26 protein-coding genes and 1 tRNA gene are annotated in these 24493 nt (G+C 44.3%); 13 read left to right on the forward strand and 14 right to left on the reverse strand.

Going from position 1 to position 24493, the window contains the following annotated elements:
• Window positions 1-47: 47 nt before the first annotated feature.
• On the reverse strand, window positions 48-2081 hold the full coding sequence (locus tag IDJ77_RS18810) for a heavy metal translocating P-type ATPase (RefSeq protein ID WP_224751161.1): 2034 nt from the start codon (window positions 2079-2081) through the stop codon (window positions 48-50).
• Between the two features lie 175 nt (window positions 2082-2256).
• Here IDJ77_RS18810 and IDJ77_RS18815 point away from each other — a divergent pair.
• A tRNA-His gene (locus IDJ77_RS18815) sits at window positions 2257-2330 on the forward strand.
• Between the two features lie 164 nt (window positions 2331-2494).
• Here IDJ77_RS18815 and IDJ77_RS18820 read toward each other — a convergent pair.
• From IDJ77_RS18820 to IDJ77_RS18835, 4 genes are all read right to left on the reverse strand, one after another.
• Complete coding sequence (locus IDJ77_RS18820) at window positions 2495-3577, reverse strand: alkene reductase (protein WP_191190536.1); 1083 nt, start codon at window positions 3575-3577, stop codon at window positions 2495-2497.
• 90 nt (window positions 3578-3667) lie between these two features.
• The gene (locus IDJ77_RS18825) at window positions 3668-4594 is read right to left on the reverse strand and encodes an NADP-dependent oxidoreductase (protein WP_191190537.1); all 927 of its coding nucleotides are present in this window, start codon (window positions 4592-4594) and stop codon (window positions 3668-3670) included.
• A gap of 126 nt (window positions 4595-4720) precedes the next feature.
• Window positions 4721-5704 carry a helix-turn-helix domain-containing protein gene (locus tag IDJ77_RS18830; RefSeq protein ID WP_191190538.1) on the reverse strand — a complete coding sequence of 328 codons (984 nt, stop codon included), beginning with the start codon at window positions 5702-5704 and terminating at the stop codon, window positions 4721-4723.
• Between the two features lie 188 nt (window positions 5705-5892).
• Window positions 5893-6258, reverse strand: a complete 366-nt coding sequence (locus IDJ77_RS18835) for a DUF2200 domain-containing protein (protein ID WP_191190539.1) — start codon at window positions 6256-6258, stop codon at window positions 5893-5895.
• 132 nt (window positions 6259-6390) lie between these two features.
• Here IDJ77_RS18835 and IDJ77_RS18840 point away from each other — a divergent pair, with 132 nt between their 5' ends.
• The 6 genes from IDJ77_RS18840 (at window position 6391) to IDJ77_RS18865 (ending at window position 9244) form a co-directional block, all read left to right on the forward strand.
• On the forward strand, window positions 6391-6720 hold the full coding sequence (locus IDJ77_RS18840) for an ArsR/SmtB family transcription factor (RefSeq protein ID WP_191190540.1): 330 nt from the start codon (window positions 6391-6393) through the stop codon (window positions 6718-6720).
• 1 nt (window position 6721) lies between these two features.
• A complete protein-coding gene (locus IDJ77_RS18845; protein ID WP_191190541.1) occupies window positions 6722-7189 on the forward strand; it encodes an SRPBCC family protein in 468 nt (155 codons plus the stop codon).
• Between the two features lie 8 nt (window positions 7190-7197).
• Window positions 7198-7578 (forward strand): DoxX family protein, encoded by a 381-nt coding sequence (locus tag IDJ77_RS18850; RefSeq protein ID WP_191190542.1) that lies wholly within the window; start codon window positions 7198-7200, stop codon window positions 7576-7578.
• Window positions 7579-7672: 94 nt separating this feature from the next.
• Entirely contained in the window at window positions 7673-8158 is a 486-nt protein-coding gene (locus IDJ77_RS18855) for a DUF4256 domain-containing protein (protein WP_317174360.1), read from the forward strand.
• Between the two features lie 21 nt (window positions 8159-8179).
• Window positions 8180-8776 carry a YdeI/OmpD-associated family protein gene (locus IDJ77_RS18860; RefSeq protein WP_224751162.1) on the forward strand — a complete coding sequence of 199 codons (597 nt, stop codon included), beginning with the start codon at window positions 8180-8182 and terminating at the stop codon, window positions 8774-8776.
• A 96-nt stretch (window positions 8777-8872) separates the two neighbouring features.
• A complete protein-coding gene (locus tag IDJ77_RS18865; RefSeq protein ID WP_191190543.1) occupies window positions 8873-9244 on the forward strand; it encodes a VOC family protein in 372 nt (123 codons plus the stop codon).
• An 88-nt stretch (window positions 9245-9332) separates the two neighbouring features.
• Here IDJ77_RS18865 and IDJ77_RS18870 read toward each other — a convergent pair whose 3' ends face one another.
• On the reverse strand, window positions 9333-10457 hold the full coding sequence (locus IDJ77_RS18870) for a zinc finger domain-containing protein (RefSeq protein WP_191190544.1): 1125 nt from the start codon (window positions 10455-10457) through the stop codon (window positions 9333-9335).
• Between the two features lie 24 nt (window positions 10458-10481).
• Window positions 10482-11594 carry an SPFH domain-containing protein gene (locus IDJ77_RS18875; RefSeq protein ID WP_191190545.1) on the reverse strand — a complete coding sequence of 371 codons (1113 nt, stop codon included), beginning with the start codon at window positions 11592-11594 and terminating at the stop codon, window positions 10482-10484.
• A gap of 419 nt (window positions 11595-12013) precedes the next feature.
• On the opposite strand from IDJ77_RS18875, the gene IDJ77_RS18880 reads away from it, so the two are divergent.
• Window positions 12014-14290, forward strand: coding sequence for a PAS domain-containing sensor histidine kinase (locus IDJ77_RS18880; protein ID WP_191190546.1), 2277 nt, complete (start codon window positions 12014-12016; stop codon window positions 14288-14290).
• 149 nt (window positions 14291-14439) lie between these two features.
• Window positions 14440-14613, forward strand: a complete 174-nt coding sequence (locus IDJ77_RS18885; RefSeq protein ID WP_191190547.1) for a hypothetical protein — start codon at window positions 14440-14442, stop codon at window positions 14611-14613.
• 15 nt (window positions 14614-14628) lie between these two features.
• Here the strand turns inward: IDJ77_RS18885 and IDJ77_RS18890 are convergent, their stop codons facing one another.
• Window positions 14629-16275 carry a serine/threonine protein kinase gene (locus tag IDJ77_RS18890; RefSeq protein ID WP_191190548.1) on the reverse strand — a complete coding sequence of 549 codons (1647 nt, stop codon included), beginning with the start codon at window positions 16273-16275 and terminating at the stop codon, window positions 14629-14631.
• A gap of 209 nt (window positions 16276-16484) precedes the next feature.
• Here IDJ77_RS18890 and IDJ77_RS18895 point away from each other — a divergent pair, with 209 nt between their 5' ends.
• Window positions 16485-16946: a DUF1569 domain-containing protein gene (locus IDJ77_RS18895; protein ID WP_191190549.1), complete on the forward strand. Its 462-nt coding sequence runs from the start codon at window positions 16485-16487 to the stop codon at window positions 16944-16946.
• A gap of 5 nt (window positions 16947-16951) precedes the next feature.
• Here IDJ77_RS18895 and IDJ77_RS18900 read toward each other — a convergent pair whose 3' ends face one another.
• Window positions 16952-18406 carry a PAS domain S-box protein gene (locus IDJ77_RS18900; RefSeq protein ID WP_191190550.1) on the reverse strand — a complete coding sequence of 485 codons (1455 nt, stop codon included), beginning with the start codon at window positions 18404-18406 and terminating at the stop codon, window positions 16952-16954.
• Window positions 18407-18609: 203 nt separating this feature from the next.
• On the opposite strand from IDJ77_RS18900, the gene IDJ77_RS18905 reads away from it, so the two are divergent.
• Complete coding sequence (locus IDJ77_RS18905; RefSeq protein ID WP_191190551.1) at window positions 18610-19605, forward strand: acyltransferase family protein; 996 nt, start codon at window positions 18610-18612, stop codon at window positions 19603-19605.
• On the opposite strand, the gene IDJ77_RS18910 is transcribed toward IDJ77_RS18905, so the two are convergent.
• On the reverse strand, window positions 19602-20081 hold the full coding sequence (locus tag IDJ77_RS18910) for a DUF4112 domain-containing protein (protein ID WP_191190552.1): 480 nt from the start codon (window positions 20079-20081) through the stop codon (window positions 19602-19604). The genes IDJ77_RS18905 and IDJ77_RS18910 overlap by 4 nt on opposite strands.
• A gap of 123 nt (window positions 20082-20204) precedes the next feature.
• Here IDJ77_RS18910 and IDJ77_RS18915 point away from each other — a divergent pair, with 123 nt between their 5' ends.
• Together IDJ77_RS18915 and IDJ77_RS18920 are read left to right on the forward strand one after the other, a co-directional pair.
• Window positions 20205-20384: a hypothetical protein gene (locus IDJ77_RS18915; protein WP_191190553.1), complete on the forward strand. Its 180-nt coding sequence runs from the start codon at window positions 20205-20207 to the stop codon at window positions 20382-20384.
• A 145-nt stretch (window positions 20385-20529) separates the two neighbouring features.
• Entirely contained in the window at window positions 20530-21219 is a 690-nt protein-coding gene (locus IDJ77_RS18920; protein ID WP_224751163.1) for a DUF92 domain-containing protein, read from the forward strand.
• Here IDJ77_RS18920 and IDJ77_RS18925 read toward each other — a convergent pair.
• From IDJ77_RS18925 to IDJ77_RS18940, 4 genes are read right to left on the reverse strand one after another with little or no spacing between them, the layout of a single operon-like run.
• The gene (locus tag IDJ77_RS18925) at window positions 21212-22468 is read right to left on the reverse strand and encodes an aspartate kinase (RefSeq protein ID WP_191190554.1); all 1257 of its coding nucleotides are present in this window, start codon (window positions 22466-22468) and stop codon (window positions 21212-21214) included. The genes IDJ77_RS18920 and IDJ77_RS18925 overlap by 8 nt on opposite strands.
• Window positions 22455-23276: a DUF3298 and DUF4163 domain-containing protein gene (locus IDJ77_RS18930; RefSeq protein WP_191190555.1), complete on the reverse strand. Its 822-nt coding sequence runs from the start codon at window positions 23274-23276 to the stop codon at window positions 22455-22457. The genes IDJ77_RS18925 and IDJ77_RS18930 overlap by 14 nt, the downstream gene beginning before the upstream one ends.
• Window positions 23277-23280: 4 nt before the next feature.
• The gene (locus IDJ77_RS18935) at window positions 23281-23751 is read right to left on the reverse strand and encodes a GNAT family N-acetyltransferase (protein WP_191190556.1); all 471 of its coding nucleotides are present in this window, start codon (window positions 23749-23751) and stop codon (window positions 23281-23283) included.
• Between the two features lie 35 nt (window positions 23752-23786).
• Window positions 23787-24476 carry a YggS family pyridoxal phosphate-dependent enzyme gene (locus IDJ77_RS18940; protein ID WP_191190557.1) on the reverse strand — a complete coding sequence of 230 codons (690 nt, stop codon included), beginning with the start codon at window positions 24474-24476 and terminating at the stop codon, window positions 23787-23789.
• Between the last annotated feature and the right edge of the window lie 17 nt (window positions 24477-24493).

Here is a 24493-nt window from a genome sequence, read left to right on the forward strand (position 1 = left end):
AATATAAAAACTTTACGCAGCTGCCATGAACTATGAGCCATGATCTATCAACTAATCTTCTTTACCTTCAACCTCAGGGAGTTCCCGATGACGATCACATCGGAGAATGCCATGGCCAGCGCGCCAACCATTGGGTTTAAAAAGCCAAATGCGGCAACAGGTATGGCAATGATGTTGTAGGCAAATGCCCAAAAGAGGTTTTGTTTGATGGTAAGCAAGGTGTGCCTGCTGATCTGCAGAAACTTCACTACGGATTGCAGATCGGTATTCAACAGAATAACTTTGGCCGATTGTATGGCAATGTGACTGGCATCGTTCATAGATACGCCTACATCAGCCTGGGTGAGGGCAGGGGCATCGTTTATGCCATCGCCTATCATAATGGTTTTGCCTTTTTTGCGGTAGATATCTACTACGCTTAGTTTCTCGTCGGGCAACTTTTCGGCATGCACATCGGTAATTCCAAGTGTTTTTGCAACAGATGCGCATCGGCTGGCTTTATCGCCGCTTAACAGCACTGGTTTTATTCCTGCTTTTTTTAGCTGTGCTATTAAGCTTGCAGCATCGGGCTTAATAGTATCTTCAATGGCTATTTGCGCAACCAGCACCTGGTTTTTATACAGGGAAAGGTTGTAATTGTCATCGGTAGTTAGCTTGGCGGTACCCAAAAAGTAGTTATTGCCTTCCACGTCTTCGGCGCGCATGCCGAGGCCTTTTTCTTCTGCAACAGATCGTAGTATTACTTTTTGTTTCGGCAAGCTGCTTAGTCCGGCAACTAATGATTTGGCTATTGGGTGGTTAGAGCGCTCTTCAATAGCCGTAATGGCTCCGCGGATGCTTTCCAGATCCTGCCCGTCCTCTACCTTAATATCTTTTATGCTGAATTTGCCTGTTGTAAGCGTTCCTGTTTTATCGAAAATCACAAACTTGGTGTTGGCAACAGCTTCGATGGTGTCGCCACCTTTGATGAGGATGCCGTTTTTAGCCGCGCGGCCCAAGCCAACCATTACCGCGGTGGGCGTAGCCAAGCCCATGGCGCAAGGGCAGGAGATCACCAACACAGCAATAGCGTGCATCATGCTGTTTTGCAAACCTGCATTCGTGGCAAAATAGGTTATCACAAAAGTTAATAGTGCGATCAATATCACTACGGGCACAAATATCGACGCCACTTTATCGCCCAGTTTTTGTACGGGAGGTTTTGCGGCCTGTGCTTTCTTCATCAGATCGATGATCTGCGAAAGCGTGCTATTGCTGCCCACTTTGGTGGCCATTATTTTAATATTGCCTTCCTGTACTATCGTGCCGCCAATAACGGTATCGTATTTCTTTTTCTGCACCGGGATGCTCTCACCGGTGATCATTGCCTCGTTGAGAGATGCTTCGCCGGACAGCACTTCGCCATCTACCGGCACCTGGCCGCCTTCGTTCACCAGCAAAATATCGCCGGCTAATACGTCTTTGGCGCTTATTACTTCTATACCATCTTTAATCACCCGGTTGGCATTCACCTGCTGAAACTTCATCAGATCCTTCACCGCAGAGGTGGTTTGGTTTACGCTGCGTTTCTCCAGCACATTACCCAATAGCACCAGAGTAATGATGGTGGCGCAGGTTTCGTAAAACAAATAATGACCGCCCAAATTTTGAACGGTACCTACAACACTGTAAACAAATGCCGATGTGGAGCCGATAAATATGAGCACATCCATATTAGGTACGCCGCCTTTTATCGAGCTGTACGCACTTTTACCAAAATGCAGGCACCCTACCAAAAACACAGGCAGGCAAAGCAATAATTGCACTATCGGGTTATGCAAAAAGTGCCATGGGAACAACATGTGCAGCAAAAGCGGTGCTGTAAACAGCGCGCAGAAGATGAATTTGTTCTCCACTTTATCGTAAAATGGCGTTTTATGGGTATCAATATCATCAACCACATGGAAACCTAAATTTTCTATGTCGTTAATAATTCCGGGTAAAATGGACTGGTCGGCAGTAGAAAACTTTACTTCTTCGGAAGCAAAGCTTACCAGCACATTTTGCAGCCCTTTCTTTTCCAATAACTTATGAATGCTCATTGCGCAATTATTGCAATGCATTCCCGTAACGTTCAATTCAACCAGTTGCTCTGCCATGATGTACAAATTTACCCATTAAGTAGAATTGTTCTAAATAATTAAGGTAAGGCGATTGTAATTTTAAAAAAGCTTTGCAAATTACCGTTGAATTCCTATTTTTGCAGCCTCCAATACGGTAGATGTAGCTCAGTTGGTTAGAGCATCGGTTTGTGGTACCGAGGGTCGTGGGTTCGAGCCCCATCATTTACCCGAAAAGCCTCTCATGAAAATGGGAGGCTTTTTTTATGTAACGACAGCTTGGGCTTGCATTTAGCCGATAAAAAGTGATGGCAAAGTATCGTTGAAAATTCTTGTTGTTAATTCCTGTCATTCTCTTAACTAAGAGTACCATTACTTCAGGCAATGTAATTTTATTATAGTTCTGTTAAGAATGGGTAATCGGTGTATCCTTTTTCTCCCCCACCATACATGGTAGGTCCATCCGGCACATTCAAGTCAGTATTCAATTCAAATCGTTTGGGCAAATCGGGGTTGGCCAAAAATAATGAACCATAAGAAATCATTTTGGCAATCCCCTTTTTCAATTCGGCTTCCCCGCTTTCTTTATTGAACCCAGCATTGGCTATGACCAAATGTTTACTTATACTGCCAAATGTTTCTATAGCATTCTTAGGATAGCTCGGATAATTATCCAAAGGTAAAATTCCATTCATCAAATGAATAAAAGCCAATGGCATATCGTTCAATGCTTCGATCAAAGGTGTGAATTGTGCCACCGGATCACTGTTGTCAATATTATTGTAATAAATAGTAGGTGATAGTTTGATGCCGACCTTATCGTTTCCTGACGCACTAACCAGTTCCTGCATTGCTTCCAGCACAAAACGGTTCCTATTTTCAACACTGCCACCGTACTCGTCGGTTCGGAGGTTAGCACTTTCCGATAAAAATTGGTTAGGCAAATACCCAAATGCGGCATGCAGTTCAACACCGTCAAAACCGGCTTCGATTGCATTCCTTGCGGCCTCACCGTAATCCTTAACAATCTGTTTGATCTCTCCGGTAGTAAGTTCCTGAGGCGTTTCATAATCTTTCAATCCCTGGGAAGTAAAATGCTGCTGCCCTTTTATCCCAATTGCTGACGGCGCAACAGGAAGCTTTCCCTTTCTATCCACCGAATGTCCAACACGGCCGGTGTGCCAAAGCTGCGCATAGATCACGCCTCCATTATCATGAACCGACTTGGTTACTTTCTTCCAGGCATCAATTTGCTCCTGGCTGTATAGGCCGGGTGTCATGGGGCTACCCAGCGCCTGTTCAGAAATATTTATGGCCTCTGTAATGATCAGCCCTGCACTTGCACGCTGTGTATAGTACAATACGGTCAGGTCTGTTACAACACCTTCGGTGTTAGCCCGGCTGCGTGTCATTGGTGCCATCGCGATAGCGTTCTTTAATGATTCTTTTCCTAATGTTATCTTTTCTAATAATTTCATGGTTTCTTTTTTAATACTTTATTGATATCTGTAAATTGTACTGTTTGGTTTGAAAGATGTTACCTTAGATCGGCCTGCTGATCGATTCTGTTATTGAGCAACCACAAGAACAACTTTACCGTTGACGCCACCAGCCAATACAAAATCCTGAGCTTGCGCAGCTTCTTCTAAGGAGAATGTTTTTGCAACGATGGGACGAAGCTTTCCTTCCTTGACCAAAGCCAAACCGCAGGTCAAACTATTTGCGGAGATATTGGAACTGATAAACCGTGCGTCAATCTGGTACTTTTCCGCTAATTCTGCGGAAGGTGGGGTTACTATACTGAATAATTTGCCTCCGGGCCTTAGCACTTTAAAGAGTTTATTTTGAGATTCGCCGCCGGCGCAATCAGCCACCAGGTCGACAGCTTTAACCAGCGCCGTAACGTCCTGCAATTTATAATCTATTGCTTCATCTGCACCAAGGCTTTTTACCAAAGCTATGCCTTGTCCGGATACCGTTCCTATAACATAGGCTCCGGCATTTTTTGCCATTTGCACCATGGTGGCTCCTGTTGCGCCAGCCGCTCCCTGAATTAAAACTTTCTGACCTTTCGTTAATTTTCCCTCATCAAACAATACAGACTGGGCAGTTCCGATATTGACAACCAACGAGGTTGCTTCCTCGAATGAGGTATTGGCTGGCTTTAGTGCAACACGGCTCTCATTTACCAATGCGTACTCAGCATAGCCACCTGCCGAAGTCACAGCGATCACCTGATCGCCTGCATTAAATTGGGTTACCTTTTCTCCGGTGGCGACAACAATCCCCGCTATATCTGCACCTGGCACAAAAGGCAAATAGACAGGACGGATCTGCTGCATAATGCCGCTACGTAATTTGATATCCAAAGGATTTACACTGGCTGCCTTAACTTGAATTAAAACTTGGTTTTCATTGCTTATTTCAGGCTGAGGGATCTCTGCCACCTCTATCACATCGGAATTGCCAAATGCCTTATATTGTATTGCTTTCATATTTTTCAGTTTGTCATATTTAATTATATGACAAATGTAGAAGTTATCAAATAGGTAAAATAACCGAAAAAGACATAAGAATAGTCCTATCCGGCAAGTGATATTGATATAAAAGAATAGAAAGATTTATGAAGTATACGAGAACTTTTTTGGGGTAATGCCATACTGCTTTGCAAACAATCTGCTAAAGTGGCTAAGGTTTGAAAACCCCAACTCATAGCCAACCTCAGAAACTGAATGCTTAGCCTGTTTCAGCAGAAAAGCGGCCTCTTCCATCCTTGCCTTTTGGTAATAATTATAGATTGTATCTCCAAATGTTTGCTTAAACAGCTGCTTAAGTTTTGTCTCGCTCATTGAAGCCATAGTGGCTAATTCACTTAGAACAGGCGGAGTACTCAGATCACTCAATACTTCATTGCGAATGACCAAAAGCTTTTCCGCATCGTTGCTATTTATATTTTTAAAAGTGGTATGCTCCCTGAGCGATAGCTTACTAAAAAGCAAGTACATCAGCTCCTGTACCTTAATTTGCACATAGAAATTATTCAGGGAGTTATTCATGTCGATGGATACAATATTTTTAAGCAGTAATTGCATTTCTGCATCTAAGCTTTCGAAAAAGAGAAAGGAAGCATTTTCTGCTGTAATGGTTTTTAAGGTACCGTTGGGTTTTTCAATAGATAGAACTGAGCGTAGTCTGTTAGCAGTGATCCCGACTACTATGTATTGAATGTTGCTGCCGGCAGGAAACCGGATTTCCGTACGTAAATCATTTGATGATAGAAGTATAGAAGAATCATTTTTTTGTGAGCCTGGCATGTTTGCCTTGCTATGATATTTAACTTCAAGATCTTCCCTGTCATTATAAAAGAAAATGGTACGTACATTATTAGCTACTGCAGCCGGATTGCGTTTAACAATTAAGTCTTCTTTTAATATATAACGGTGGATCGTTAATTTGAAATCGTCCCCAAACCCAACTTTACGTACATAACCTTCTCCAAGTGTCTTCGGAATTTCCAATAGATTATCCCTTACAGGCGCGTTGATCTGTTTTGAAAACAGTGTTATAAAGTCAAAACCCGGGGCTGTTGTAAATTCAAAAATCATTACAGGAAGTAACTAATTAAAATATCTAAGGTTAAGTAAATCTCTTAAAGTTTAAATCAACATATTGCACCACGGTAGAGACATAAAGGCATTAAACATTCATAGCAGAGGCTTTTTTGTTTGATTTTTTTAGTCGGTTTGCAAACCGTAAATCACCATTAGTATGAAATGATAATATCCCGAGTGGCTTAAGACCCCCGCAATATCTTCTCCATCTTTCTTCCCTTTGCTAACTCATCCACCAACTTATCCAAATATCTCACCTGCTGCGTTAGCATATTCTCTATTTCTTCTATACGGTACCCACAAATTATTCCGGTGATGAGTTGCGCATTGGGGTTTAGCGAAGCTTCCTGAAAGAATGTTTCAAAAGTTGCTTTTTTTTCAATTAGCTCTTTTAACTTTTCGTTATCAAAGCCTGTTAGCCAATTTATTACCTGGTGCAACTCTTCTTTTGTTCTGCCTTTCTTCTCCACTTTTGCGAGGTACAAAGGATAAACCGAGGAGAAGGTCATTTTTGCAATACGCTCGTTATGTATGTCGGTGGTGTTCATATACCTATCTTGTTATCGGATGGCGATTATACCCCAAAATACCTTGTAAAACTCAATTCTCAAATTATTTTTTTCAATAAAATTTGCGTAGCTAAATAACTACATATATATTCGTAGTCAAATAGCTACATAATGAATTTACGACGAGATGTATTCCAGGCCATTGCCGACCCAACACGGCGGGCTATACTGCTGTTGGTTGCTACGCAAGCAATGACGGCTGGCGCGATAGCCTCAAACTTCGACACCGCGAGGCCTACGGTTTCCAAACACCTGCAAATACTTACCGAGTGCGAACTGGTGGCACAAACGCAAAACGGGAGGGAAGTTTACTACCATATCAATGCAAAAAATATGAAAGAAGTAGCCGACTTTATCGAACCCTTCCGCCAGATGTGGGATGACCGGTTCAACAAACTGGAAGCCATTATGAAAACCTACCAAACCAAAAAAACAACCTGATATGGAATTAAAAACAAAGATCAGCGCCGAAAATGGCCAACACGATCTGCTGATAACGCGGGAGTTTGACCTGCCCCTGGAATTGCTGTTTAAAGCGCATGTAGAGCCGGAAATTGTGGCGCAATGGATGGGGACGAAGGTGCTTAAACTCGAAAATAAGAAGCATGGCGGCTGGGCCTTTGAAACAAGCGACGCTAATGGTAACGTGGTGTTTCGCGCTGATGGGGTGTTCCATGAGTTTGTGCCCAACCAGAAGATCACACGCACATTTGAAATGGAGAACGCGCCGTTTGGCGTTCAATTAGAATTTTTAGAATTCGAAAAATTGACCGAAGACACCAGTAAGATCAGTATACATACTGTGTTTAAATCGGGCGACCTGAGAGACCAGATGCTGCGGCTTCCTTTTGCCCAGGGCCTCAATATGGCGCATAACCGCTTACAGGACGCTGCAAACAAATTAAAATAAAACACATCATGACAAAACGGAATAAAATTATCTATTGGGTAGCTACACTTTGGTTGGCATTAGGAATGACGGCCACTGGGATTGTACAACTCATCAAACAAAAAGAAGAAGTAGAGATGATGGCACATTTAGGCTACCCCAGCTACTTTTTAACCATACTGGGCGTTTGGAAAATTTTAGGCGTTGTAACGGTGCTAATCCCTAAATTTACTTTATTGAAGGAGTGGGCCTATGCAGGATTTTTCTTTTCCATGTCGGGTGCCTTATTTTCACATTTAGCCGTTGGAGACGGGGGCAAAGAGTTTTTCGGGCCGGCGTTACTGTTAGTGCTAACAGTTATATCATGGTATTTCAGGCCTGTCGAAAGAAGGGTCGTAACAGCAAATTAATAAATAATAGATTGCATGAAAAACGATAAAAAGAACTTGCCCGCAGAACGATCTGAAGAACTACTTGCGTTGTTGAAAGCTCGTTTTGAAAAACATGAACCGCCACACAGGCCTTGAATGGGCTAATGTACAGGCTAAGCTGGAGGCTATGCCCCAAAAACTATGGTCGCTTGATGAAATGGAAACAACCGGCGGCGAACCGGATGTTGTTGCCCGGGACGAAAATACGGGCGAATACTTTTTTTATGATTGCGCGGCAGAGAGCCCTAAAGGCCGCAGAAGCGTTTGTTATGACCACGCGGCGCTGGAATCGAGAAAGGAGTATAAACCGGAAAATAGTGCGGTTGGTATGGCCGCCGAGATGGGCATCGAGATATTGACAGAAGAACAATACCGCGAATTGCAAACACTTGGTAAGTTCGACCTGAAAACATCCAGTTGGGTGCAAACGCCTGCCAATATAAGGAAACTTGGCGGCGCCGTTTTTTGCGACAGGCGGTACGATACTGTGTTTTTTTATCATAATGGGGCGGAATCCTATTACGCTGCCAGGGGCTTTCGTGGCTCGTTAAGAGTTTGAGCTTGTATAAAATAAGATATTATGACAGAGAACGGAATGAATCCGAAGGTTGATTTCTACTTCAACAAAGTCCAAAAGTGGCAGGAAGAGATCGTGAAACTAAGAGCGATCATCCTTGCTTGCGGGCTTACCGAGGAGTTGAAGTGGGGTTGTCCTTGCTACACGTTTCAGCAAGATAATATTGTATTGATACATGTGTTTAAGGAATATTGCGCAGTGTTGTTTTTTAAGGGCGCTTTATTAAATAATGCCGAGGGCATTCTCATCCAGCAAACCAAGAACGTGCAGGTAGCGCGACAGGTGAGGTTTACTAATATCGCGGAGATAGTAGAACTTGAACCCACCCTGAGAGCCTATATTTTCGAAGCTATAGAAGTTGAAAAGGCCGGTTTAAAAGTAGATCTGAAAAAAACTACCGAATTTGCAGTTGCCGAGGAATTTCAAGCCAAATTGGACGGGATGCCCGGCTTGGAAACCGCTTTTAACGCCTTAACACCAGGCAGGCAAAGAGGATATCTGCTTCATTTTTCTCAACCCAAACAAGCCAAAACGAGGGAGGCGAGGGTTGAAAAATGTATCCCGAAAATCTTTGACGGAAAAGGCCTGGATGATGAGTAGATTAGCCGGCAGATAAACCAATAAACCAATAAACTTTACGGCATTATCCTACAGGCCGGGCCTTCATCAGCAAGCAAAACAAAAACCCCAAAAAATATGAAACTTGGAGCATTTTCGGTAAGCCTTAGTGTAAAAGACATTAACGTTTCAAAAGCATTCTATGAAAATCTGGGCTTTACCGTCTTCGCGGGCGGCCTGGAGAAAAAATACCTTATCATGAAAAACGAGAATTCGTTGATCGGTTTGTTCCAGGGCATGTTCGAAGGCAACATCCTCACTTTCAATCCGGGGTGGGACGAAAATGCTAAAAATTTAGAGGAGTTTGATGACGTCAGGGAGATCCAACGGCAACTGAAAGACAAAAATATCCAATTAACAAGCAACGTAGATGAGGGTACTTCCGGGCCGGCCGGCTTTATGTTAAACGACCCCGACGGTAATGTTATCCTTATCGACCAGCATCGTTAAATAGCTTTATATCAAGTGCAAAACGAAGATAACGAGCCATCGGGCTGAGAGCAAAGAATCCCGCTGTTAAAGTAAATTGAAAGATCCGTTACCCATTTGCATTTTGCGAAAACAGTATAAAAGCCACAATAATTAACGCAATAGCAAGCAACACCGCCAACGTAATTTTAATAGCGCTTAGCGGGCGCTGGCCAATAACTTCGCCTGTGCTGGCGTTTACAGTAAACTGGTAAACTTTGTTATTATAGTTGTAAGCACTTACCCAAACCGGCAGCATAATGTATTTAATAGCCTTGTTTCGGTAATCGGTATCGGTGTTGTTGATGCGTTGCTCATCACCGCCGATGTCGTTCCGTATAGTCGAATTGATCTCTTCCACGGTTTGCGCTATAGCTTTCAGTAAGCCATTTTCAGGGTCGAGCTGGTAGGTTTCAGATCGGAAGCCGCTCATGTAACGTTCATCAAATTTAGCCAGCATGTCCAGTTTCCAGGGTGTCAGCCTATCCAGTGTTTTTTCGGGTAATGATTTACTGGCCGGCACCAGCAGATCGCGAAAGCTGCAATCAACCGTACCCGATGTATACGACCAATTGGTATGGCGCACCTGCCGGGTCTTGGTTTGCGTTTTGCCGTCAACCGTTTCCGTATAAGTTTCGGTAGTGTAGTAATAATCGCCGCGCTCGCCGGTATAATCGGTTGTGGTATCGGTATCGTAAGCCCAGTAAGGAAGGTAAACGCCGCTTAACGCTGCCGACGTACCACCTGCTTTTTGCGCGAGGTCGTTTGGTGCCCACCACAGGCCCTTAAGCCATTTCTGAAAAAAATCCGCGCCTTGTTTTTGGCTTACTTCAAACGGTAAAATATAATGTGGCGGCAAATAATTTTTGCCGGCCTGCAAATTTAAAACCAGGGGAGCGGTGCAAAACGGGCAATTATCAGAAGTAACCGAAGCATCAAGCACCGTTTGCGAGCCGCAGTTTTTGCAGTCGACCACTTTTAAGTTATCAGCGGCTTTTGTAACGTCGATATTCGCTATAAAATCTTCGTAATCTACAGGTTCTATAACATCATCGGTGTTTGCAATTGCATTGCTTTCGCCGCAATAACTGCATTGCAAAGTACGGGTGCCGGGTACAAAATGTAATAACGCACCACAGCCGGCGCATTTTAACGAATTGCTGATGCTATCCGCCGGTTTTAAAAGTTCGCTCATTTACAGGTAAATTTCAGTTGATGCTTAGGCTAAGGGCGGTGGTTCGTTATTAAAAAGATCGGTAAGCTCGGCAACCGTTCCGGCGGCAACCCAGGCGGCCATGCCTTTTTTCCAAACCATGGTTTCTTTATTGATCGTTTTGGTTGCGATCATGCTATCAATATCTGCCAAACTATGCGGCCCGTCGGACTTGCCATCTACTGCAATATGATATTGGGTAGTTGGCAGGGGTGGAGGTGCATCTGCACCGGATGGGTTGTTACCATCAAAGTTATTTTGCTTAAATACGTTGCCTACCTGGTTCATCATGGCGGCGCCAACACCAAGGCCCATGCCAGCGGCGCCAAGGTTTCCGCCAATACTGTTCTCGGCAGATTTTTCCATCGCGTTGGCAGCCTGGAACTGCGCGTAGGCCCCAAGATTACCTATAATGCCCATTTGGCTGCGTTTATCCAGCGCGGCCTCAACTTCTGCCGGTAGCGAAATATTCTCTACCAACAGCTTGGAAAGGTTAAGTCCGAGTTCGGCAAAATCCGGCTGTATGGTATCAGACATCAGCACGCCCATTTCGTTGTAATTGGCGGCAAGGTCCAGTATGGGTATTTTAGATTGCGCCACCGCGTCTATACCGCGGGCCACAATGGTATTGCGTAGTTGCTCGTTAATGTGCTCAACAATAAATTCGGGGTTGGTTGCCGATACCTGGCTCAAAAACACTTTTGGATCCTGTACCTTAAAATTAAAAGAACCGAATGCGCGCAGCCTAACGGGGCCAAACTCGGCATCGCGTATCATCACCGGGTTTTTGGTTCCCCATTTTTGGTTTACAAACTGGCGCGTACTTACAAAATAAACGTCGGCCTTAAAGGGGCTGTTAAAGCCGTACTTCCAACTTTGCAGGGTGGTGAGGATGGGCATGTTTTCGGTATGCAGCTCGTACATGCCGGGCAAAAACACATCGGCAACTTGTCCTTCGTTCAAAAAAACAGCAGCCTGTGATTCGCGCACGGTAAGTTTAGCGCCCATCTTTATAGCGTTGTCATTCCGCGGAAATTTCCAAACCAAGGTGTCCTGGGTAGTATCTACCCATTCTATCACATCTATAAATTCGTTTAGGAGTTTACTGAAGAAGCCCATATATGTTTAATGTTTTAAAAAAAATAAATATGACAAAAAAAGTGAGATGTAGTTACGCTCTTGCAATTATTAATTTTTCAATCCGCGAAATGTGTGCAGTCACAGTTAGGGCGGTCTTATATTCTGATTTCCTTTTCTTCTTAAAAAGGGTTGTTCATTTTGTTCACTTTTACTTTTAAGAAAGTATTGATGCCCAATTAATTTAGCCATGGTTTAACTGGTGATGTCCCGTAATTTACCATATATATAATTGATTATCTATTAATTACAAAATATCCTATAGGGATATCTCCTGCTTTTGATGCATGGGTCTGTTGTGTCCGATTTCTTTATATGAAATTTTGGGTATTTGTAGAAGCAATTCAAATTCGCTAAATTGGAATTAAATAGATAATTAAACCGAATTACCAATTACGGTTATGCCCAAGCCTGAACTGATGCAGAATAATTTTGATGAAAAGCTGTTGCAGCTGCTCATTTCGAGAATAGGAGACTACGCCATTTATATGCTCGACCCGAACGGCTATATCCTTAGCTGGAACCAGGGCGCAAAAAATATTAAAGGTTACCAGGATGAAGAGGTAATAGGATGCCATATTTCGATTTTTTACACCACACAAGAGCGGCGGGAAAATGTGCCGGGCAATAACCTCAATGATGCCCTGAAAAATAATATTCACGAAAGCCAGGGTTGGCGTGTACGCAAAGATGGTTCGATATTTTGGGCCGATGTGGCTATCACCACCTTATACGACGACGACGGTTTTTTGAAGGGCTTTGCAAAAATAACCCGGGATATTACCGCCCGAAAAAAAAAGGACGACCAGAAGACCCTGGTGAATGCCGAACTGGAGCGCCGGGTAAAAGCAAATACCGATAAGATAATTGCCCGCGAACGCCGTTTCAGGGAATTGATAGAGAACAGCTACGATGGCATTTCGCTGTTTGGCAGATACTGGAATGTGCTGTATCGGAGCCGGTCGGCAGCGCGGATAAGCGGTTGGAGCAATGAAGAGCGGGCCGGTAAAAGACATGATGACCTGATCCATCCCGACGACCTGCCGATGGCAAAAGAGCTGTTTGCCAGGGTACTGACAGAACCCGCCAGGCCGGTGATGGCCACTTACCGCACGCTGCACAAACAGGGACATTATATATGGATAGAGTGCCTGCTTAATAACCTGCTGAATGACCCCGATGTAGAAGCCATAGTATGCAATTTTAGAGATGTTACCGGCCGTATATTGGCCGAGGAACAGATCAGGGAGAAAAACCGGCAGATTGGTAGTATCCTGGAAAGTATTACTGATGGGTTTATCGCGCTCGACAAGAACTTTTGTTACACCTACGTAAATCACCGTATTGGCGAAATGCTTGGCGTTGACGCCGCATCATTGATTGGGAAATGTGTATGGGATGTGTTTCCGGATGCTGTTAACTCATCAACTCACAAGGCCTTTAAGCAGGCAATAGAGGAGCAGCATTATATCCTGAACGAAGATTACTACCCACCCCTTGGGCTTTGGCAGGAAAACCATATCTATCCATCGCCCGAAGGCTTATCAGTTTTTATCCGCGATATAACAGAACGCAAGCTGGCGGAGGCTTCGATGCAGCAATCAGAGTCGAACCTGCGATCGGTATTTGAGAACACAGATCTGGCCATCGTTCTGTTTGATATGGATGCCAGGTTACAATCCTTTAATAATAATGCCCGGCGCCTGGCCGACCGCTATTTTAAGGCCGAACTAAAGGTAGGTGAATCGGCCTTTTACTATTGCTTGCCGGAACGGGTGGGCGATGTAAAGCATATTTTACAAAAATTACGCCGGAGGTCGCCTATTGTTTACGAGGTATCGTACCCCATCACCGCTGAGCTGACGCAATGGTTTGAGGTGCGTTGGGTGAGCGTAGTGAATGCTCAAAACCAGCCGGTAGGTATCATCTTAACATTAAAGGATATCACCGGCAAGAAACAAGCCGACCAGGAGCGCGACCGCATGACGGCCGACCTGATACAGCGTAATAAAGACCTGGAGCAGTTTACCTACATTGTATCGCACAATTTGCGCGCACCGGTGGCCAACATTAAAGGCCTGTCTGACCTTTTATCAGATGATATGAAGCCCGACGACGAAAACATGGCGGCACTCACCGCGCTGGATACCTCGGTTGGCAACCTTGATAAGGTGATCATCGATCTGAACCACATCCTGCAGGTAAGCAGCCAGGCAAATGATACGCTCGAAAAGGTTTCGTTGCCTTTGCTGGTAGATGATGTAAAGTCGGCAAACAGCCAGCTTATTCAAAAAAACAATGTGAAGATCCATTGCGATTTTAGCGAGGTGGGTGAACTAACCAGTTTGAAAAGTTACCTGTACAGTATTTTCCAAAACCTTATCGTCAACAGTATTAAATATCACCGTGCCGGCGTAGAGCCGGTTATAAGTATCGTTAGCAAAATTGATCACAACAAAGCCTGCCTTTATTTTACGGATAATGGCAAAGGCATAGATATGCAGCGCGACGGGTTGCAGCTATTTGGCCTATACAAACGCTTCGACCTTAGCGTAGAAGGTAAGGGCATGGGCCTGTTTATGGTAAAAACACAGGTGGAACGCCTTGGTGGTAAAATAAGCGTGGAAAGCGGAGTGGATAAAGGCAGTACTTTTAAATTGGAGTTTCCGCTGAAATAATTATCAAGTGTATCATTTATTAGAATCTAATAAAATTACTGATAAGAGCTACATATGACAATTGAGGGACCGGATGTGGATATCTCCGGCAAATTGGCAAATCATCAAACCTTATTGCCCGGATGCTGTTAACCTGAAAACCACATCGCATGAATAATTTTTTTAGGGGCCTTATAGCGGCCTGGGGCGCAAAAAAACTTGGAGGGGGATGTTTCTCCACTATTATCATATTCATCATTATCTGGGTATTGTTGGGCAAGTGTAACCAGCAGTCGCAGGGAGCTACGCAGCCGGTGCGTACCAAAACCTCGATATGCAGATAATGCTGTTTCTATATATTATTGTCCAACTACAATGAGGTCTTTTTTTCGAAGCCAGCCCTGGCTGGTTTGCCCTTTATCGTTAGAGTATACCACAAATATAAATCCATTTTGATCGTCAAGTGCTTTTAATCGGGCGTTGTTCCATTGATTTATGTTGGCAGCGCGTTTGGTAGATTCATCGGGCCTGCTATAAAAATAGGCGTAGGTAGTAAATAAGGTAAATACTTTCCCCGCGTCACTTCCTTTGCCGGTGTTTACGGGTACCTGATTTTGAGATTTCGGCGGATCTTTCTTAACTGCCTTTTTAGCCGAATCTTTCTTCGCTTTTTTATGAACAGCCAGCGATTCCGCTTTTGCAGCGGGCTTCTTTACGGTTTCCGCAGTGTCGTTCTTTTCCGTTGTTACGGGTTTTGGTTCGGAAGCTTCATCATTCGCAGTTTTCGAATTAGCAATTGTATCCTGTGGGATAGCTCTTGCATCTGCTTTACCGCTATTAAACAGGTATTGTCCCGCTAATGCGCCTACACAAGTAAACAAAAATCCAATACCAATTAACAGCGACATCGAACTTCTTTTAGCGCTGCTACTTGTTGCCGGTGCTATTACCGGCTGCGAATTGTTTGGTGTTGGTGTTTGTTTAAGCTGTGCTATTTCCTTCTGTAAACGGTCGGTCTTCGCCTGTTCTTCCTGTAATTTTAGTTCTAAAGCCTCTTTTTCGTTTTGCAGGATTAATGCACTCTCTGTGTCGTTCTTTACTGCGATCACGCTGCTTTGTATCGCCTCGCGCAGCTCCGTGCCATCAGTATACCGGCCCGCCGGGTCTTTTTGCAGGCATTTGTAAATAAGGGCGAGCAGCCATTCGGGCACCTGCATTTCGCGCCGGCGTTGCTCTTCGGGCCAGTTGAGTGGCATGTTTTTTTCGCGCAGGGTTAGCAGGTCGGGTGGGTCTTTTTCCAGGTGCGCAATCATTACGGCATTACGCGCGGTTTGCCCGTTATCGTTCAGTTTAAAGGGTACCGTACCGGCAAGCAGTTCGTACATTATAATGCCATAACTATATACATCGCTTTGCGGCAGCAGGTTACCCTCGCTTTGTTCGGGCGCCATAAATTCAACTGCGCCTGCATTGCGCAAACTGCTGCGCCGTTGTTCATCGCTCATGATGGCCAAGCCAAAATCAAGCAGTACATAATTGCCGGTGTTGATATTGAATTTGACGTTATTGCTTTTGATATCCCCATGCTTTACCGATACCTTGTGGCAGTGGCTCAGCGCATTTGCCAGCTGATAGGCTACCTTTATGGCTTCCGGGATGGCAAAAACAGGCGTGTCTTTTTCGGTAAGTAGTTCGGCCAAATCGGGGCCCTCAATAAATTCCATTTCGATGAACGGTAACGACCCGCTTTCGGTAATGCCCGAGTTGAGGATCTTTACCACATTAGGGTTTGATACCTGGTTTACCTTTTTTAGCTTCTCAACCTCGTTTATAAAGTCTTTATAATGCTTATCGTTCTCGTCTTCGGCATAAATAGGGGTGGGCAATAGTTTTACTGCTACGTAAATCTCGCCGATACGCTTGCCTTTATATACCGAACCCTGGCCGCCGGTATGTAGTGCGCCCATGTTTTCGAGCCCTTCGGTTATTGTAAATATTTTGCCCATTTTATTATTGTGATACGCTGACGCGGCTTTGTAAAGCTAAAACTTTAGACGTGACAAATAGTTTGCGGTTTAAAATAGTAAATATTTTGCCTTGCTAAGCATCAGCCCAATATCAACATTCCTTAAAAAATAATAGCGCCCGCCCGCAGTTTATTACCAACGCTTATGCCGAACTTAGCCGCAACTGAAAACTAATCATCACTCAACAAATGGCATTACCTAACATTTTTACGCAGCCCGTGGCAAACGGTGTGATAGAACGAATAAACAAACTTACACCGCAAACTACACCCGATTGGGGTAAAATGAATGTTTCGCAAATGCTGGCACATTGTAATGTAACATACGAAATGCTTTATGAGCCCGAAAAACACCCCCGCCCCAACGCTTTCATGAAGCTGATATTAAAACTATTGGTGAAAAAAATGGTGGTAAGCGAAACTCCTTATAAACGCAACGGGCCAACAGCTGCCGCATTTATTATTAAGGGAGATAGAAATTTTGAGGGAGAAAAAGCGAGGCTGATGGCTTATATTAGTAAAACACAGCAGCTTGGCGAGGCAGCGTTTGATAACCGGATGTCGCATTCATTTGGCGCGTTAAGCACTAACGAATGGAACAATATGTTTTACAAACACCTTAACCACCACCTTACACAGTTCGGAGTGTAATAGAATTATTTTTTATTCAAGGCAATTTCCCCGGTTTTGTCTGATATACCGCGGATGATGCCGTCTAATTCGTGCGCGGAAGTGGCGATGTTATCCAGCAGGTTGTTTTTATCTATCTCGCTCACATCGTAGCTTTTAAATAACTCGATAAGCCCCATAATGCGTGCGAGGGGGGCGCGTACCACGTGCGATTGGATCCAGGCTATATCCTGTAAATGCTTGTTCTTTTCCTCAATAGCATGGATGTAATTTTGCCTTTCGGTAACATCCATAGCCAGCACCAAATGGGTGTTTTCGCCGCTAAACTGGATGAAATTGCTTTGCAGGTACACCTTTATCTGTTCGCCGTTCTTTTTGGTTTGGGTAGACATGCCGTTGTAAACCAAATGCGATTGGTTTACCGTTTCCTCAAACTCGTTTACGCAATCCGCAGGCCATATTTTGGTAACCTCCATTTCCAAAAATTCTTCCAGCGTGTAACCATAGTGGGCAATGGCGGCAGCATTAACATTTAAAAACCGGCGGGTATCCAGGTTAAAAACCCACATGGGTAATGGGCTGAGATGAAAAAGGTCGCTGTAACGTTTTTCTGATATGGCAAGGGTTTTCAAATGCTCTTCCAGCTCGTGATGCATTTTGGTAAGCTGGGCTTCGGCCAGTTTAGTTTCGGTGATATCCAGGCATGCACCTATCATTTTTACAGGGTTGCCCTGTTCATCAGATTGTACTTTCCCCCACGATTTAAGATACCGCACTTCGCCACCGGGCCTTATTATACGTTCTTCAAAAACAGCGTCCTCTTTGGTTTGCAGAACGCCCGTTATTTTATTATAAACAAATTGCCGGTCGTCCGGGTGCAGCAGTTCCTGGTAACCTTCAAACGTTGCCTTAAAAGATTTTTTATCAAGCCCGTAAATGGTGTAGAGGGTTTCACTCCAGGTTACCCGGTTGTTTACAATATCCCATTGCCAGTTGCCAAAATTGGCCAGTTCCTGCCCCTGCGACATTAGTAAGGACGTTTCCTGCAGGTTTTTCCTGGTACGTTCCTGCCGGTGCTTTATGGCCATTGTTTCGGTAACATCGGCTACCGTGTGCACTATATAAGTTACATTGCCCAGGTCATCTAAAACGGGTACGTTAACGGCGGTAAAATACCTGGTTTGGAAATTAGTGCTGTCGGCTATAGGAAATTCGTATTGGTTTACGCCGGTTTGGTGGGGTGCTTTAGTTTGCAGTACCTGGTTAAGCGAGTTTAGGTCGTCACTCATGTCTTTGCCGTTAAACCGCTCAAAATATTCAAAAAAGCTTTTTCCCAGGAGTTTTTCTGCAGGGAGGCTTACAGCGTTTAAATAACCTTCATTCACATCGGCAATACTGAAAACCGGCGTATCGGGCAATAAAATTAACGTAGGCGCTGGTATAAAATTAAATATATCGTTGAGGGTTGAGTGATCCAGCATGATTATTTATCCAGGTTCCGATTAATATTCGCGTTAGTTAGCAACCAAGTTGGGGGAACTTCGGCTTGTTTTTATAAATATATAGGTATTATGCTATAAGTTGTTTAACAATCATTCGTTTTTTTTAATACAAAGAAACTGATCTATACGGGCTTTTGTAAAAGATTTGCTTTAAGCGTTTAAAATTGTTATATTTTTATTGGATGATAAACTCCCCGGGCAGGAACCATTTGATCGACGGCCTTCGGTTTTTAGCGGCCTGCGGTATAGTACTGTACCACCTAAACTTACCCGCTTCGGAAGGCGGGAACTGGTATCAAACCCTTTGCGGTAAACTATGGCTGGGCGTACCGGTATTTTTTGTGATAAGCGGTTACTGTATTTTTATAGCAATAGGCCATACCAAAACCGCCGGCCAGTTCATCGTACGGCGATTCTTCAGGATATTTCCTGCTTATTGGTTTAGTTTATTTGTGGTTGCTTTGGCCGTTGCTTTTTATTTGCTTGTAACCGGCATAAACTCTGTAACAGTTATCCCCCGCACAGTGCCGGGGATATTGGCCACACTCACGCTGTTAACAGATCCATTTTCTGAAATACATACCGTAAACGGCGTTTACTGGAGCTTAACCTATGAGGTTTTCTTCTACGTGGTGGTTTACCTCGTTATTTTGCTGAACAACAGGTATTGGCTGCCTGTAATTATTGGCATTACATTAATTGCTGCAGCGCTGCCCGTGCAACAGCATGGTTTTTTGTTTTGGATGCGCAACTGGCCCGTGTTTAGCTTTGGTATAGCGCTTTATTATATCATACACAACAGGCAGCAATTATACTGGGGCTTGCTTTTATTTGTTGTAAGTATAACCGGCATTATTGCCATAAATGATTACCCACCATATTATATCCTGTGCTTTGCCACGGGGCTGCTTATTATAGCAAATTCGCGTTGGCCGCTTGGGGAAAATGCCCTGAGTAAGCCTGGCGATTATTCTTACGGTATATACCTCCTGCATATACCGGTGTGCTGTAATATACTATCCTATTACAGAGGGGAAGCCATTCAAAATAATATACTGTTTAATATCACCTTCGATGTGGTTATGTTGATCATAGTGGTTCTACTATCGGCACTGGTATATAATTATATAGAAAAACCTTTTATAAACCTCGGCAAAAGATCACCACAAAAAACTTAGCCAAGGTTAAATAACCACCGCAATGCTATGTACGACAGGTAGATAGTCGCGGCAAGGAAAACAACAAGCACTATTAATATCAAAGTAATAGTGCCTTTCCCGTTTCCATGGTGTTTGCCTTCCTGGTAATGCTCTTTTAGCAGTTTAATATTGCGGGTGTTGGCTTTTAAATAAAAATCGGTTACCTGCCCAATGATGGGGATGGCGCCGATCAGCGCATCTACAGAGATGTTCAGCGCCATCAATATCAATACTTTACGGCTTACCGCGCCGTTTTTTGCGATCACATAAAGCAGGGACGCTGCCACAATAAAGCCCGATACATCGCCTGCGAAAGGGATGAAATTGAGGATAGGATCGAGCCCGAAGCGAAAGCTGGTGCCCGGCAGCCTGAATTTATCGTCCATAACCGAGGCCACCTGCTCCACCCATTTTAGCTGGCCGGTGAGTGCTGTTTTCTTTGGTCGCTGTTCCATCTTTGTTAATGAAGAAAAAGGGGAGGGATTTGTTTTAAAACATTTTGTGCCTTCGGTATGGTTATTGTTTAAGATACGGTATGGCTGCAAAGCCGGTATTTTAAAAACTAAATACATTTTATTATGAAAAGCCAGGATCTGAAAAACAACAACAGCGGGCAGGGACAAACAACATCCGACCGCGCGTTTAACAACCAAAAAGAAACCCTGAAACAAACGGGCATCAGCAATGCCGGTGGCCAGCGCTCGGATCAAACCTCGAGTCGCGACAGCGCTCATAAGCCGGAACATAAGAAATCATAATGCGATAAACGACTACAGCGCCCCGTTAAGGGGCGTTTTTAGTTAACAAGAATTTCACGAATTGGGCAGGGCGGCGTATCAAGTGATCTTCACTTAATATTCGTAAAATCTTTTTTAATTCGTGAAATTCGTGGGCATAATGCCGATGACCTATTTATTATTCTTTTTAATCCTCCTTGCCGTTCTAATTGCTGTTTACAAGCTTCGTAAACTTACGTTAGCGGGCACCCTTACCGGCGGATTGGTGGCGATTTGTATTTTTATGGGTGCAGGTTTACCCTGCATTTTAATGCTGGCCGCGTTCTTTATCATGGCAACTATCGCCACTTCGTGGAAGAAGAGTTTGAAGGGTAAATCCCATCCCGAGATCCGCAATACCGCGCAGGTGCTGGCTAACGGTGGCTTAGCGGCGCTTTGCGGACTGGTGATGTGGTTGGTGCCTGTACAAGGGTATCCTCTGCTGATTTTATTAGCCGCAGCATTGTCATCCGCTACCGCCGATACGCTTTCATCTGAACTGGGCACTGTGTATGGCCGGCGATTTTATAATATCATTAGTTTTAAACCCGATGAAAAGGGCAGGGACGGGGTGGTCAGCCTGGAAGGCACGTTAATAGGTATCGCAGGATCAGCAGTAATAGCGTTTATTTATGTGCTGTTTTTGGGCTGGAGCCCGGTGTTTTGGGTTGTAGTAATATCAGGCACCGCCGGTAACCTGTTCGATTCGGTTTTAGGCGCTACACTGGAGCGTAAGAGCTATATCAAAAACAATCTGGTTAACTTCCTTAATACTGCTTTCGCCGCGTTGGTGGCTTATCTGTTGTTGCTTATTTAACAACTACCTGCGCGGTATTCCTATTGGTTTGTTTCATCAGGATGGTCTTACCGGCTGTTATTTCCGCCAGCGCTTCATCTGTATAATGCCTTAAGGTGATCAGCGTGAGGTTATCGTTGTATCTTACTTTAAAGTACGCTTTAAGCGATGCAAGCAATTTTTCGAAACGTCCGGGTACAAGATCTATACAAGCCGTAAAGCTTAGAGCCGAGGTTTGCATCACATTAACCTTTACATGATTTGTAGCAAACAAGCCGAAGATCTCGCTGAGGTGGCTCTCTGATATAAAAGAATAATCTACTGTGGAGACAGACAACAGCACCTGTCTTTGCTTGAGGATGATAACGGGCTTCGCGAAGCTGTTCATCGCGCCTTCTCTAATAACGGTGCCCGGCGCATCAGGATCTGTAAAGGGTTTTACCAGCAGCGGGATTTTGGCATTCTGCAGCGGCTTAATCGTTTTTGGGTGGATAACACTTGCGCCGTAGTAGGTCATTTCTATGGCTTCCTGGTAGCTTAGCTCATCAAACTTTATGGTATCGGCAAAGTGTTTTGGGTCGGCGTTTAAAATGCCGGGCACATCTTTCCACGTAGTTACCGATTCGGCACCTAAGCACGAAGCGATGATGGAAGCGGTATAATCAGAGCCCTCGCGACCGAGCGTGGTGGTGAAATTCTCGGAAGTGCCCCCTAAAAAGCCCTGGGTTACTATAATGCTTTTCTCCAGCAGCGCGGGTAGTTCGTTTTGAATACTTGCCCGGGTTTTATCCCAATCTACCACGCCTTCGCGGTAAGTGTTATCGGTGTGGATATAGCCACGCACATCCAGCCATTTGCTGGCAATACCCTCATGGTTAAACCAGGCGTTTACAATGCGGGTAGATACCAGTTCGCCTATGGAAACTATCTGGTCGTAAATAAAGTCGTAATCGTCGTGCGGTTCGTCCTCTATCATCCAGTCTATCTCTACAAAAGTGTTGGCCACTTCATCAAAAACAGGATTTTTAGGTTCAAACAGTTCAGCCAGGATCTGGTAATGATAATTCTTGATCTCATCGAAGATCTCGTGCACATCACCCTCGCCGTTAACATAGGCGTTGGTGAGTTTTTCGAGCGCGTTGGTGGTTTTGCCCATGGCCGATACCACAACCAATAACTGATTGCCTGCATAACGGCTCACTACTTTTCCTAAATTAATTACGCCTTGCGCATCTTTAACCGATGCACCTCCGAATTTAAATACCAGCATCTTTTTTTGTGTATGGTGCAACAACCGCGTTGGGCCGTATCAATGTTTTTATTTGTGCCCAGGGGATCAGCAGTTCTGTTTGCCCGGCGGCGTATGGCTTTATCTCGTACTGATTGTAAACAAACCTGATGCCCGAAGGAGTGAACAGGTAGTTCTGGTTCAGCGCGAATTTGTTATCTCTGAAAAAGTAGTCGCGCGCCAATGATGATGTATCCTTTAGTTTTTCATCCATGCGGAAGATCCGCTCGGCAACTTTGGTAAGCTGCGGATAAGCCCCCGGCACTAAAACATCCTTTAAATAAACAGGCTTTTTTGCTTTAGGGTCCCAGTTAAGAAATTCTTTAAAATCGGCCCCATGGGCACCACCTTCGTACACATAACCGCCATATTCCAGCGCGAGCAGGCTGCTATCCTGGTTTACTACTTTCGCGTAACTATCGAGCGTAAAAAACCTATCATCAGCCTTGTTGTACTTTTTAAAACCGGCATACTCATCAAAGTACCTGTCTACCATCATTTTTAAAGTGGTATCCGCATCGTTATTATCCGAAAAATTAATGCGCAGTAACCCGCGTTTTACGCTATCGTTCAAGGCATTTTGCCCTTTAAACAGGGGATAGGTAATTTTTGCGATGGTGCAGGCACTATCAGCTTTATTGCCGCAATCGTTGGCGCGCTGATAGATCTTTTGCACGGTGTAGGCAGCCGTATCCGTAAAGATATCTGGTTTGCCGGGAGCATACGGTTTACCAAACTCGCACGAAGCAAAGATCATCAGCACAAAACAAAGCAGCAATAATGCCCTCATCGGCCTAATAATTATTAACCTGTTCTTTTGATAGGGCAGCATTTAACCAGCCGGCCTCAATATTTGCCTCGTATTTATTGTAGAATTTAATGGCGGGTTCGTTCCAATCCAGCACCTGCCAAACCATGCCGCTAAAGCCCAGTTCGCGGGTTTCCTGTATCAGCCTGTCGAATAGTAACTTACCAAGTCCCTTACCGCGCCAGGCTTCGGTAATTACCAGGTCTTCTAAATAGAGCCTTTGCCCTTTCCAGGTAGAGTAGCGAACGTAATAAAGGGCGAAGCCTACGATATTGCCGTCTGCTTCCACTACGAAAGCCTTCCAAACTGGTTTGGTGCCAAAACCGGCCTCTTCAAATTCCTGTAGGGTAACGGTAACTGCATCCGGCTCTTTTTCAAAAATGGCCAGTTCTATCACAAGATCCAAAAGCCGCGGGCAATCTTCTTTAACGGCAGCCCTCAATACGGAGTTATTCATTTATTTGTATGTCTTTATTTAATGCCGGCGAACGACTAATTATTTTTCCAATGCTTCACCACCCTGGTGCCAAATATGGTACTGCCCAGCCTTACCATATTGCTGCCCTGCTCAATAGCCAGCTTATAATCTGCCGACATGCCCATCGACAGGGTATCAAACGAAGCCTCTTTTCGGAAAAAGCTGGCTTTTACACCGTCGAAGAAAGTCTTCAGTTCGTAGTATTCTTCCTTTACCTGTGTTTCGTTATCGGTGTTGGTGGCTATACCCATCAGGCCGCGTATACGGATGTTCTTCAATGCGGTATATTCCTCGCCGCGCAGCAGTTCTATTGCTTCGTCGAAACCCAAACCATATTTGGTATCTTCATCAGCAATGTAGATCTGCAACAGGCAATCAATAACGCGCTTGTTCTTTTCGGCGTGTTTGTTAATTTCCTGCAGCAGTTTTATACTATCTACCGATTGTATCATGCTTACAAATGGCGCAATATACTTCACCTTATTGGTTTGCAGGTGGCCTATCAGGTGCCATTGTATATCCTTAGGAAGTTTTTCTTGTTTTTCTACCAGTTCCTGCACCATATTTTCGCCAAATAAGCGTTGTCCTGCATCATAGGCCTCCATCAGCTCTTCGGCGGGTTTGGTTTTACTAACAGCCAGCAACGTAACCTTTATACCGTCGGTTTCCTTTTTTAGGCTTTTGATATTATCTGCAATGCTCATTTATCCGTAAATTTGTC

Source organism: Mucilaginibacter pankratovii (assembly GCF_014773265.1).
Lineage (GTDB): Bacteria > Bacteroidota > Bacteroidia > Sphingobacteriales > Sphingobacteriaceae > Mucilaginibacter > Mucilaginibacter pankratovii.

Excerpts from the sequence above, each read along its gene's own strand:
- IDJ77_RS18925 (WP_191190554.1), bottom strand. The coding sequence starts at position 22,468 with ATGCTGGTATTTAAATTCGGAGGTGCATCGGTTAAAGATGCGCAAGGC.
- IDJ77_RS18855 (WP_317174360.1), top strand. The coding sequence starts at position 7,673 with ATGAACCGCCACACAGGCCTTGAATGGGCTAATGTACAGGCTAAGCTG.
- IDJ77_RS18910 (WP_191190552.1), bottom strand. The coding sequence starts at position 20,081 with ATGGAACAGCGACCAAAGAAAACAGCACTCACCGGCCAGCTAAAATGG.
- IDJ77_RS18825 (WP_191190537.1), bottom strand. The coding sequence starts at position 4,594 with ATGAAAGCAATACAATATAAGGCATTTGGCAATTCCGATGTGATAGAG.
- IDJ77_RS18830 (WP_191190538.1), bottom strand. The coding sequence starts at position 5,704 with ATGATTTTTGAATTTACAACAGCCCCGGGTTTTGACTTTATAACACTG.
- IDJ77_RS18870 (WP_191190544.1), bottom strand. The coding sequence starts at position 10,457 with ATGAGCGAACTTTTAAAACCGGCGGATAGCATCAGCAATTCGTTAAAA.
- IDJ77_RS18940 (WP_191190557.1), bottom strand. The coding sequence starts at position 24,476 with ATGAGCATTGCAGATAATATCAAAAGCCTAAAAAAGGAAACCGACGGT.
- IDJ77_RS18840 (WP_191190540.1), top strand. The coding sequence starts at position 6,391 with ATGAATTTACGACGAGATGTATTCCAGGCCATTGCCGACCCAACACGG.
- IDJ77_RS18835 (WP_191190539.1), bottom strand. The coding sequence starts at position 6,258 with ATGAACACCACCGACATACATAACGAGCGTATTGCAAAAATGACCTTC.
- IDJ77_RS18820 (WP_191190536.1), bottom strand. The coding sequence starts at position 3,577 with ATGAAATTATTAGAAAAGATAACATTAGGAAAAGAATCATTAAAGAAC.
- IDJ77_RS18930 (WP_191190555.1), bottom strand. The coding sequence starts at position 23,276 with ATGAGGGCATTATTGCTGCTTTGTTTTGTGCTGATGATCTTTGCTTCG.
- IDJ77_RS18915 (WP_191190553.1), top strand. The coding sequence starts at position 20,205 with ATGAAAAGCCAGGATCTGAAAAACAACAACAGCGGGCAGGGACAAACA.
- IDJ77_RS18895 (WP_191190549.1), top strand. The coding sequence starts at position 16,485 with ATGGCATTACCTAACATTTTTACGCAGCCCGTGGCAAACGGTGTGATA.
- IDJ77_RS18810 (WP_224751161.1), bottom strand. The coding sequence starts at position 2,081 with ATGAGCATTCATAAGTTATTGGAAAAGAAAGGGCTGCAAAATGTGCTG.
- IDJ77_RS18920 (WP_224751163.1), top strand. The coding sequence starts at position 20,530 with ATGACCTATTTATTATTCTTTTTAATCCTCCTTGCCGTTCTAATTGCT.
- IDJ77_RS18890 (WP_191190548.1), bottom strand. The coding sequence starts at position 16,275 with ATGGGCAAAATATTTACAATAACCGAAGGGCTCGAAAACATGGGCGCA.
- IDJ77_RS18875 (WP_191190545.1), bottom strand. The coding sequence starts at position 11,594 with ATGGGCTTCTTCAGTAAACTCCTAAACGAATTTATAGATGTGATAGAA.
- IDJ77_RS18865 (WP_191190543.1), top strand. The coding sequence starts at position 8,873 with ATGAAACTTGGAGCATTTTCGGTAAGCCTTAGTGTAAAAGACATTAAC.
- IDJ77_RS18885 (WP_191190547.1), top strand. The coding sequence starts at position 14,440 with ATGAATAATTTTTTTAGGGGCCTTATAGCGGCCTGGGGCGCAAAAAAA.
- IDJ77_RS18850 (WP_191190542.1), top strand. The coding sequence starts at position 7,198 with ATGACAAAACGGAATAAAATTATCTATTGGGTAGCTACACTTTGGTTG.
- IDJ77_RS18860 (WP_224751162.1), top strand. The coding sequence starts at position 8,180 with ATGACAGAGAACGGAATGAATCCGAAGGTTGATTTCTACTTCAACAAA.
- IDJ77_RS18935 (WP_191190556.1), bottom strand. The coding sequence starts at position 23,751 with ATGAATAACTCCGTATTGAGGGCTGCCGTTAAAGAAGATTGCCCGCGG.
- IDJ77_RS18905 (WP_191190551.1), top strand. The coding sequence starts at position 18,610 with ATGATAAACTCCCCGGGCAGGAACCATTTGATCGACGGCCTTCGGTTT.
- IDJ77_RS18845 (WP_191190541.1), top strand. The coding sequence starts at position 6,722 with ATGGAATTAAAAACAAAGATCAGCGCCGAAAATGGCCAACACGATCTG.
- IDJ77_RS18900 (WP_191190550.1), bottom strand. The coding sequence starts at position 18,406 with ATGCTGGATCACTCAACCCTCAACGATATATTTAATTTTATACCAGCG.
- IDJ77_RS18880 (WP_191190546.1), top strand. The coding sequence starts at position 12,014 with ATGCCCAAGCCTGAACTGATGCAGAATAATTTTGATGAAAAGCTGTTG.